Origin of the sequence: Sphingomonas sp., from assembly GCF_048594985.1 — a bacterium.
GTDB lineage: Bacteria > Pseudomonadota > Alphaproteobacteria > Sphingomonadales > Sphingomonadaceae > Sphingomonas_I.
This window is the reverse complement of record NZ_JBMDXG010000158.1, coordinates 1-9,738: the sequence shown is the minus strand read 5'-3', so window position 1 is coordinate 9,738 and position 9,738 is coordinate 1. Positions and strand designations below refer to the sequence as shown.

Below are 9,738 nucleotides of genomic sequence, written 5' to 3'. Positions count from 1 at the left end.
CGCGATGATCGGCTTTCCGAAATCGGAGTCCTTCATGCCCGTGGCGCGCCACAGGCCGCGTGCGCCGGCCATGTTGCGGCCATGGGTGGTGGTGCGGGAACGGTAGGCTGGCATGGCGCGCGCTATACGCATCACGACCATCGGTCGCAACTTAAAAGATTACCGATAAAACCCTATATGCGTAATATAATTGCATAGCCGAATTTCCGCCGAGGCTGATGGCCGGTTACCAACCGTGCATGGAGCGATGCCAGCGATGCGACGATGCAAACGAAAAGGCGTCGAACTCGCTCTTGCCAATCACGGGAAAAGCCCGCATCTGCGCGCCTCCGGCCCGATGGCGGAGTGGTTACGCAGAGGACTGCAAATCCTTGCACGCCGGTTCGATTCCGGCTCGGGCCTCCATTCCTTATTGAAATCGTTGTGCTCGACCCCCTTCGGGGTTTCCGACCGGTGCCGCACACGGTCTGCCGTCTTCAACGCCGCGGGTGCGTGACCGGCCATGGATTGATCGGCCGATAGCGCCTAGAAAACTGCATCCGCCCGCCACTGGAGGGAAACCGCGCTTATGCCGATTTCACGCCGTCAGGTTCTCGCCACCGCCGCCAAGCTGGGCGCAGTCGCCATTCTGCCGCAGGGGTGCTCGCGCGAGGCGGAGGCCGGGGCCGCGCCGCGTCCGGCCGGTCCGCTGCGGCTCGGCATGAATCTCTCGCCGCTCAATTACTGGACGCCCGGGCCACCCCATCTCGACTGGACGCGGGAGGGCAGCGAATGGCGACCCGGCAACGGTTATCTAACCCGCATGTTGCCGCTGCCGCCGCAAGGCGAGGAGTTCCTCGTGTCGTGGACCGGCCGGGTCGGGCGCGTGCGCATTCCGCGCACGACGACCATCGCGCAGGGATCGAACTACCTGCGGATCAAGGCGGCGCCCGAGGCGGCGTCGATCCAGACGATGCCGATGATGGTCTACGGCGCGGACGTGAACAATCCGCCCGTCGTCAGCATGGTGCCGGCCAAGCATGTGGCGGAGTGGAAGGCCGGAAAGACGTGGGATCCCACCTTCCTGGAAGCGATCGACGGCTTTTCGGTGCTGCGGTTCAAGGATTGGCAGTCGACCGACCGGCTCGACAATCCGGGCCTGCCGCTGGCGGAATGTCTCGCGCTGGCCAACGACCTGAATGTCCGGCCCTGGGTCTGCATCCGCCATACCGCCAGCGACGCCGAAATCAGGGCGTTTCTTTCGGCGCTGTCCAAGTCGCGCAACAAGCCGATCGTCGAATATTCGAACGAGGTCTGGAACTGGAGCTATGCGCAGTCGAAATATGCGCTGGCGCAGGCCAAGGCCGCCTGGGGCGAAACCGGCCATTGGCAGCAATGGTATGGGCAACGCTGCGGCGAGATCGCCAAGATGGCGCGCGGCAGCGGCTATGAAATCGTGCTGGGAACGCAACCCGCCAATCCCCGGCTGGGCGCGATGGTGTGGAAGGGCGTCGACATGTCCGGCGCGCGCAACGAGGATTTCGGCGCGTGGATCAGCTCCTTCTACGTCACCGGCACGCTGACCTCGACCGACGGGCCGCTGGTCGATCTGGCGGCGCGCGACGATATCGACGGGGCCGTGGCCAACCTGATCGGGACGCCCAGCGACGCCGAAAACCGCATCCTGTCGGTCGGCGGCCTGCGCAAGCAATATGCCGCGCAGGCGGCGATCGCGCGCGAGCACGGGCTGCGTCTGATCGGGTATGAGGGCAACACCCACCTCCATGTGAGCCGTTTCCCGAAGGAGGTCCAGGAGCAGCTGGTCGCGTTCGTCGACACGCTGATGCACGATCCCCGCTCCGCCAAGGTGATGGAGGCGAATCTGGATGCCTGGGCCGAGGCCGGGGGCGAGGACGCTTGTATCTACAATATGAGCAGCCCCGCGACCCGCAACGGCTTCTTTGGCGTCTACGGTACGGCGTCGTGGGACCTGTTGAAGAAGCGGGTGGCCGAAACCCGCATCGTCACCTGAGGCGTTGCCGACGAACCCCTTGTTTCGACACGGTATGACCGCCCGGCGAGGTGTCGTAAACGTCGCGCTCCTTACTTGGCGTTAACCAACACGTCCGATAATGGCATTGCCAATGGATTTAGTGTCTTGTAAGAATAAGACACCTGGTAGGGGCGAGCACGGTGACCGAGCATAATTTCGAACAGATGCGACGCGCGATGGTGGCGAGCCAGCTTCGCACCACGGCGGTGAACGATCCGCGTGTGGTCGCGGCGATGGGCGAGGTCCCGCGCGAGCGCTTCGTGCCCGACGACGTGCGCGGCCAGGCCTATCTCGATATCTCCTTGCCGATCGGCAGCGGCCGCCGGATGTCGTCGCCGATGGTGGTCGGTCGGCTGCTGACCGAGGCGCGGGTCCGCCCGTCGGATCGCGTGCTCGTGATCGGCGCGATGGCCGGCTATACCGCCGCGATCCTGGCCAAGCTGGCCGGCCGTGTGACGGCGCTGGAGGAGGATGCGGTCCTCGCGGGCGCGCCCGAAGGCGTCGAGGGGGTCGAAGGGCCGCTGGCAGCCGGCTGGCCGGCCAATGCGCCCTATGATCTGATCGTGTTCGACGGCGCGGTCGAGGAAATCCCCGCCGCCATCGTGGCGCAGGTTGCGGACGGCGGCCGCGTCGCCGCGCCCATCGTGGAGAATGGCGTGACGCGCCTGGCGATCGGCCGGAAGGCCGGCGACGCGTTCGGCATGATCAGCTTCGCGGATGCCGATGCGCCGATCCTCCCCGGCTTCGCCAAGCCCCGGGGTTTCAGCTTCTGATGCGTCGCGGGGGGGCAATCGCGGTTTTGCTGGGGGGCGCAGCCATGGTCGCCGCGCCTGCCGGCGCGACGACGCTGCGTGAAGCCTTCGTGCAGACGTACAACAACAGTCCCGACCTCAATGCCGCGCGCGCGCAGCTGCGCGGCATCGACGAGGGCGTGCCCATCGCCAAGGCCGCGTCGCGGCTCGGCGTGACCGGCGTGGTCGGGATCACCCAGAGCACCACGGGCCTGTCGCGTCTCGACAACGGCTCCCGCGTGGCGACGGGTCAGGTCAATCTGAGCTATCCGCTGTTCCAGGGCGGGCGCGTGCGCAACGGGATCAACGCCGCCGAAGCGCGGGTCGTCGCCGGCCGCGCCGGGCTGCGCACGGTCGAGGGAAACACGTTCGCGGCGGCGGTCAGCGCCTACATGGACGTGATCCGCGATCAGGCGATCGTCGACCAGCGCAAGAAGAATGTCGACGTGCTGAACACCAACCTGCGCGCCAGCCGCGACCGGTTCGAGGTGGGCGACCTGACCCGCACCGACGTCGCGCAGTCCGAAGCGCGGCTGAGCCTCGCGAAGAGCCAGCTCGCCACCGCGCAGGGCAATCTGACGGCCAGCCGCGAGAATTATCGCCGCGTGATCGGCGCGTGGCCCGCGACGCTGGAGCCGCCGCCGCCGCTGCCCCCCTTGCCCAAGACCTCCGACGAGGCGGTGGATATCGCGCTGGAGGAGAGCCCGGCCATTCAGAGCGCGATCGCGACGACGCAGGCCAGCCAGTATGACGTGCGCGCCGCGCGCGCCGCGCGGCTGCCGACCTTTTCCGCGATCGGCGGGTCGAGCTACAACGATTATCTGGGGACGCGCGCGCGCCAGATCGGCCTGCCCAGCAATACGCCGGGCATCGATCAGACGCAGGGGCAGAACAATTACGGCGTGAGCCTGTCGATCCCCCATTACCAGCGCGGGATGGTCGGCTCGCGCGTGCGCCAGGCGCAGGCGGTCGAAAGTCAGGCGCTCGAACAGTCGATCGGCACCGAACGGCTGGTGGTGTCCAACGTGCGCAGCGCCTTCGCCATCTATCAGGCAGCCGGCGCTGCGATCGCGGGCAACCAGCAGGCCGTTTCCGCGAACGAACTCGCGCTGGAAGGCGTGCGGGCCGAGAATACGGTGGGAACGCGCACCGTACTCAACGTGCTCGATGCCGAGCAGGAATTGTTGAACGCGCAGGTGGCGCTCGTCACGGCGCAGCGCGACCAATATGTCGCGGGCTTCGCTCTGCTGAACGCGATGGGGCGCGCGCAGGCCGACGATCTCAGCCTCGACGGCGGCGCGCTCTACGACCCGGTCGCCAATTATTCGCGCGTGCGCAACCGCTTCGGCGACTGGAGCGACAGTCCGCGTTATTCCTCGCCGAGCACGCGCACGACGGGGGCGACCCCCGACGATCCCGACGTCAAGCCCTACACGCCGCCCGATCCGGCACCCGTGACTTCGCCGCGGAACTAGGCGATAGTCGCCGATCATGAGCGACGGCGCCCCCGAACAGTCGATGGAAGACGTGCTTGCTTCGATCAAGCGCATCATCAGCGCGGACGTGGAGGCGGCGCGTCGCCTGCCCGGTGCGAGCCTGCCCAGCGGGGACGACGTGCTGGAACTGGGCGAGGCGCCGGCGGAGCCCGCGCGGCCGGCGACGGCCGGAGACGGCCTGATTTCGGCGCGCGCGCTGGAGGCGAGCAAGGCCGCGCTGTCGAGCCTAGCCGGCCTGTCGATCGATCCCAGGGCGGCGGACAATACGCTCGACGGACTGGTGCGCGAGATGCTGCGCCCGATGCTCAAGCAGTGGCTCGACGCTAACCTGCCGGACTTGGTAGAGCGTGTTGTAACCCGTGAAGTAGCGCGCGTAATCGGGCGGTAGAACGCGTCAGTCTTCGAGCGAGCGGTGTCGGCGGCCATGAGGGCATATCGGGCAATCGTCGGCGCAGCGACGATGATGGTCGCCGCTCCTCTGTTCGGAAAATGCGAGGTCGGCCGGCTGGCGGAATTGCCGGTGAGGATGAGCGGCCGGCAGCCGGTGGTCACGATCGGAATAGAGGGCCGCGACGTCGCGCTCCTGCTCGACAGCGGTGCATTCTTCAGCACCATGTCGCAGGGCAGTGCAGCCGAGCTGGGCCTGAAGACGGAGAGCCTCGGCGGCGCGCGGATCGTCGGCGTCGGCGGTGTCCAGACCGCGCGGCGCGTGCGGGTCGATACGATCACGCTTGCGGGGGTTCCGATCCGCAACGTCGATTTCGTCGTCGCGGGCAGCGAGACCGGGCAGACTGGGGTGCTCGGCCTGAACTTCCTGGCGCCGTGGGACAGCGAATATGATCTGGGCCATGGCGCGGTTCGCTTTTTCAAGTCGACCGGCTGCGCGGGCACGCTGATGGCCTATTGGGCGGGCGACAAGGCGGTTTCCGCCGTCGAGCTGCTCACGTCCCCGAGCCGGCATTTCGTCGTCCCGATCGAGATCAACGGCGTGCGGATGCGCGCCATGCTGGATACCGGCGCGACCAGTTCGATGCTGACCCGCGCGGCGGCACGGCGGCTCGGCCTGACGCCGGAATCGAAGGAGATGGTTCCCGCCGGCGGCAGCAGCGGCTTTGGCCGCCGTCGCATCCGCACGTGGGCCGCGCCTTTCCAGACGCTCCGCATCGGCGGCGAGGAGGTGCGGCGGATACGCCTCAACATCGGCGACTTCGACGATGCGACGTTCGACATGCTGATCGGCGTCGACTTCTTCCTGTCGCATCGCATCTACGTCGCCCCCGCGCAGCGTCGGGTCTTCTTCACCTATGAGGGCGGGCCGGTATTCGGCGCGGGCCGGTCGGCCGCCGCCGGCGGCACGGCAAAGGCCATTCCACTCGAAGACGAGCCCGCCGATGCGGAGGGCTATGCGCAGCGCGGGCGGATGCGTGCCGCGCGCGGCGATCTGACGGGGGGACTGGACGATCTCGGGCGGGCGATCGCGGCCGCGCCGGATGTGGCCGCCTATCGCCTCGATCGCGCATCGATGCTGGCGCAGCGCGCACGGTTCGCCGATGCCCTAGCGGACATGGATCACGTCGTCCGGCTGCGACCGGAGGACGGGGAGGCGCTGGCGCGCCGGGCCGGGCTGCGGCTGGCGGTGGATGGGCCCGATCGGGCGGGAGCGCTTCGGGACGCGGATCGCGCGGCATCGCTGCTGGCGGAGGCGTCGGATCACCGCTTCGCGCTTGCCCGGATCTACAGCACGCTCGAAGCATTCCCGGCCGCGATCGCGCAATATGCCCTGTGGATTCGTTTCCACCCCGACGACCGCCGGCTGGGCAGCGCGCTCAACGGCCGTTGCTGGGCGCGGGCGTTGACGGGGCGCGCGCTCGATCTGGCGCTGGACGATTGCAATGCCGCGCTTCGTTTCAGCCCAAACAATCCGCAATATCTCGACAGCCGGGGGCTCGTCAGGCTGCGGCGGGGCGATTACGCCCGCGCCGTCGCCGACTACGACGCCGCTTTGGCCAAGCGCCCCCGGCTCGCCTGGTCGTGGTACGGCCGGGGGCTTGCGAAGATCAGACTGGGCCGGGCCGGCGAGGGGGAGGCCGACATCGCGGCGGCGCGCGCCATCCAGCCGGATATTACGCAAATTGCGGAACGGCATGGGGTGATGCGCTAGCCGCGCCGCTTTTCTCGCCCCGGAGGCTCCGCTAAGCCTTGCCGATGACGAAAAGCCTTCTCGCGGCGCTCGCCGTGCTCGCCTCGACCTCCGCTCTCGCCCGGCCGTTCACGCCGCAGGACATGGTGATGCTGTCGCGCGTCGGCGCGCCGGTGGTGTCGCCCGACGGACGCTGGATGGTATGGCAGCAGCGCGAGACCGATCTCGACGGTAATCGCGGCAGGAGCGACCTGTGGCGGCTGGACCTTTCCGCCCGCAACGCCGCGCCGGTGAAGTTCGCATCGCTCGCCCAGGCCAACGAAACCGATCCGATGTTCGGGCCTGACGGCCAACTCTACTTCCTGTCCGATCGCGGCGAGGCCAATGCCGTCTGGCGCGTCGGCATGGCCGGCGGCGCGGCCGTGCAGGTGACGGGTCCGTACGATCTGTCGGGCTTCCGTGTTTCGCCGAAGGGGGATGCCATCCTGGTCTGGGCGGATCGGCCGGTAGGCGCGACCTCGCTCGACGCGAAGAAGCCGGAGCCGGCCAAGAATGCGGGCAGCGGTCGAACATATGACCAGCTGTTCGCGCGGCATTGGGACAGTTGGAGCGATGGGCAGCGTTCACAACTGTTCGTCGTCCCGCTCCGCGCGGGTAAGGCGGCGGGCGCGGGCAAGGCGATCGGCGGGGCCTTGGTCGGCGACAGCCCGTCCAAGCCGTTCGGCGACCGCGCCGAGGTGGCGTGGAGCGCCGATGGCCGCACCGTCTACTTTACCTTGCGCGAAGCCGGCCGGATCGAGCCGCTGTCGACCAACCTCGATGTCTTCGCCGCCCCGGCCGACGGATCGTCGCCGCCGGTCAACCTGACCGACGACAATGACGCGACCGACACCAGCCCCAGCGTTTCGCCCGATGGTCGGTGGCTGGCCTGGGCGGCGATGAAGCGGCCCGGCTACGAAGCCGACCGGCTGGTGCTGTGGGTCCGCGAACTGGCGACGGGCAAGGTCCGCGCGCTGACCGAAGCGTGGGACCGGTCGGTCGGATCGATCGCCTGGGCGCCCGATTCGCGCAGCCTGCTGGTAACGGCGGAAGACACGCTCGACACCGCCGCCTTCCGCGTCGACCTGGCCGATGGCAAGGTCCATCGGCTGACGGGGGCGGGGCATGTCGCGGCGCTTGCCCCGCTGCCGAAGGGCGGCTTCGTCTATGCGCTCGACAGCCTGACCGCCCCGGCCGACCTGTGGCGGTGGGAGCCGAACGGAAGTGTCACGCGGCTGACGAACGTCAACGCGGCCAGGCTGGCGGGCGTCGACCTGCCGACCGTGACGCGCTTCAACTTCAGGGGTGCCGGCGGCGACACCGTCTGGGGTTTTGCGATGAAGCCCGCCAGTCTGCCGGCGGGCACCAAAGCGCCGGTCGCGTTTGTCGTTCACGGCGGGCCGCAGGGCAGTTTCGCCGATGCCTGGTCCTATCGCTGGAATCCGATGGCGTGGGCGGGGCACGGCTATGCGGTCGTGTCGGTCGATTTCCACGGCAGCACCGGATACGGACAGGCGTTCACGGACTCGATCAATCGCGACTGGGGCGGAAAGCCGCTCACCGATCTGAAGCTGGGCCTGAAGGCCGCGACCGACCGCTTCGATTTCCTCGACGCCGACAATGTCTGCGCGGCCGGCGGGTCCTATGGCGGCTACATGATGAACTGGATCGAGGGGAAATGGCCCGACCGGTTCAAATGCATCGTCCAGCATGACGGCGTGTTCGACGCGCGCGCCATGGCGTACGAGACCGAGGAATTGTGGTTCGACGAGTGGGAGCATGGCGGCAAACCCTATTACGAGGCGCCCGCCGAATATGAGCGCTGGAACCCGGTCAATACGGTCACCGAGTGGAAGACGCCGCAGCTCGTCATCACCAGCGAGAAGGATTATCGCATCCCCTATAGTCAGGGGGTTGCGGCGTTCACCGCGCTCCAGCGGAGGGAGATTCCCTCACGCCTGCTGATCTTCCCCGACGAGAATCACTGGGTGCTGAAGCCGAAGAATTCGCTGCAATGGTATGACGAGGTCTTCGCCTGGATGGACAAATATACCGGCCGGGCAGGGCAATAGCCCGGCTCTGCCGTCAGGGGATCGTGACGAAGCTGTCGAGCACGCGCTTGCGCCCGGCATGTTCGAAATCGATCTCCAACTTGTTGCCCTCGATCTCGGCGATCGTGCCGTAGCCGAACTTGGAGTGGAACACGCGCAGGCCGATGCCGAGATCGGCGCGCGGCTTGGCGGCGAAGCTGGCGGCGCTCGCCTTGACCTCGGCCAGCCGGGCCGGCGCCATGTCCAGCGGCTTCTGCGCCGCGCGCTGCCAGCCGGGGCCGCGCGTCGCGGCATGGCCCGGCCGTTCGCGCGCGACATGCGCGAAGGGGTCGCCCTGTTCGCTCCTCTGCTCGCGCCACAGGATCTCGCCGAAGTTCATCGTGGTTTCCTGCTCGATATGCTCGGCCGGAAGCTCATTGACGAAGCGTGACGGGATCGAGCTGGTCCACTGGCCGTAGATGCGGCGATTGGCGGCATGAAGGATCGTGGCACGCCGCCGTGCGCGCGTGATCGCAACATAAGCGAGGCGTCGTTCCTCCTCAAGGCTGGCATTGCCGCCTTCGTCCAGCGCGCGCTGCGACGGGAACACGCCTTCTTCCCACCCCGCCAGGAACACTGTGTCGAATTCGAGGCCCTTCGCCGCGTGGATCGTCATGATCGTCACCTTCTCGCGGTCGGCATCGGCGTCATTGTCCATGACGAGGCTGACATGTTCGAGGAAGGCGCCCAGCGTCTCATATTCCTCCATGGCGCGGGTCAGTTCGGTCAGGTTTTCGAGCCGGCCGGCCGCCTCGGTCGATCGGTCCGCCTGGAGCATGCCGGTATAGCCGCTCTCGTCGAGCAGGATGCGCGCCACCTCCGCGTGCGGCAGTTCGTTCAGGCGCGAGCGCCAGCGGGCGATGTCGCCGATCAGGTTGCCGAGCGAGCGACGCGCCTGCGGCGTGAGCTCGTCGGTGTCGAGGATCCGCGCGGCGGCGCTGGTCAGCGGCAGGCCCTGGGCACGGGCGAGCTGGTGCACCTTCTGCACCGCCTTGTCGCCCAGCCCGCGCTTGGGGACGTTGACGATCCGTTCGAACGCCAGATCGTCGGCGGGTTGCGCGACGACTCGCAGATAGGCGAGCGCATCGCGGATTTCCGCACGTTCGTAGAAGCGAAAACCGCCGACGATTCGGTACGGCATCCCGATCGC

7 protein-coding genes and 1 tRNA gene are annotated in these 9,738 nt (G+C 67.8%); 7 read left to right on the top strand and 1 reads right to left on the bottom strand.

Annotated features, from left to right (window positions below; all coding sequences use genetic code 11):
* Nucleotides 1-331: 331 nt before the first annotated feature.
* The 7 genes from ACOJSF_RS06170 to ACOJSF_RS06140 all read left to right on the top strand — a co-directional run bounded on the left by ACOJSF_RS06170 (nucleotide 332) and on the right by ACOJSF_RS06140 (nucleotide 8,570).
* Nucleotides 332-405, top strand: a tRNA-Cys gene (locus ACOJSF_RS06170).
* A gap of 163 nt (nucleotides 406-568) precedes the next feature.
* On the top strand, nucleotides 569-2,011 hold the full coding sequence (locus tag ACOJSF_RS06165; RefSeq protein WP_420141344.1) for a hypothetical protein: 1,443 nt from the start codon (nucleotides 569-571) through the stop codon (nucleotides 2,009-2,011).
* A 185-nt stretch (nucleotides 2,012-2,196) separates the two neighbouring features.
* A complete protein-coding gene (locus ACOJSF_RS06160) occupies nucleotides 2,197-2,805 on the top strand; it encodes a protein-L-isoaspartate O-methyltransferase family protein (RefSeq protein WP_420141345.1) in 609 nt (202 codons plus the stop codon).
* 44 nt (nucleotides 2,806-2,849) lie between these two features.
* A complete protein-coding gene (locus ACOJSF_RS06155) occupies nucleotides 2,850-4,298 on the top strand; it encodes a TolC family outer membrane protein (RefSeq protein ID WP_420141343.1) in 1,449 nt (482 codons plus the stop codon).
* Nucleotides 4,299-4,314: 16 nt separating this feature from the next.
* Nucleotides 4,315-4,707 carry a DUF2497 domain-containing protein gene (locus ACOJSF_RS06150; RefSeq protein ID WP_420141342.1) on the top strand — a complete coding sequence of 131 codons (393 nt, stop codon included), beginning with the start codon at nucleotides 4,315-4,317 and terminating at the stop codon, nucleotides 4,705-4,707.
* A 36-nt stretch (nucleotides 4,708-4,743) separates the two neighbouring features.
* On the top strand, nucleotides 4,744-6,480 hold the full coding sequence (locus ACOJSF_RS06145) for an aspartyl protease family protein (RefSeq protein WP_420141341.1): 1,737 nt from the start codon (nucleotides 4,744-4,746) through the stop codon (nucleotides 6,478-6,480).
* A gap of 44 nt (nucleotides 6,481-6,524) precedes the next feature.
* A complete protein-coding gene (locus tag ACOJSF_RS06140; RefSeq protein WP_420141340.1) occupies nucleotides 6,525-8,570 on the top strand; it encodes a prolyl oligopeptidase family serine peptidase in 2,046 nt (681 codons plus the stop codon).
* 13 nt (nucleotides 8,571-8,583) lie between these two features.
* Here the strand turns inward: ACOJSF_RS06140 and ACOJSF_RS06135 are convergent.
* Nucleotides 8,584-9,738, bottom strand: a 1,155-nt coding sequence (locus ACOJSF_RS06135; RefSeq protein WP_420141339.1) for an ATP-dependent helicase, incomplete at its 5' end; no start/stop codon positions are given.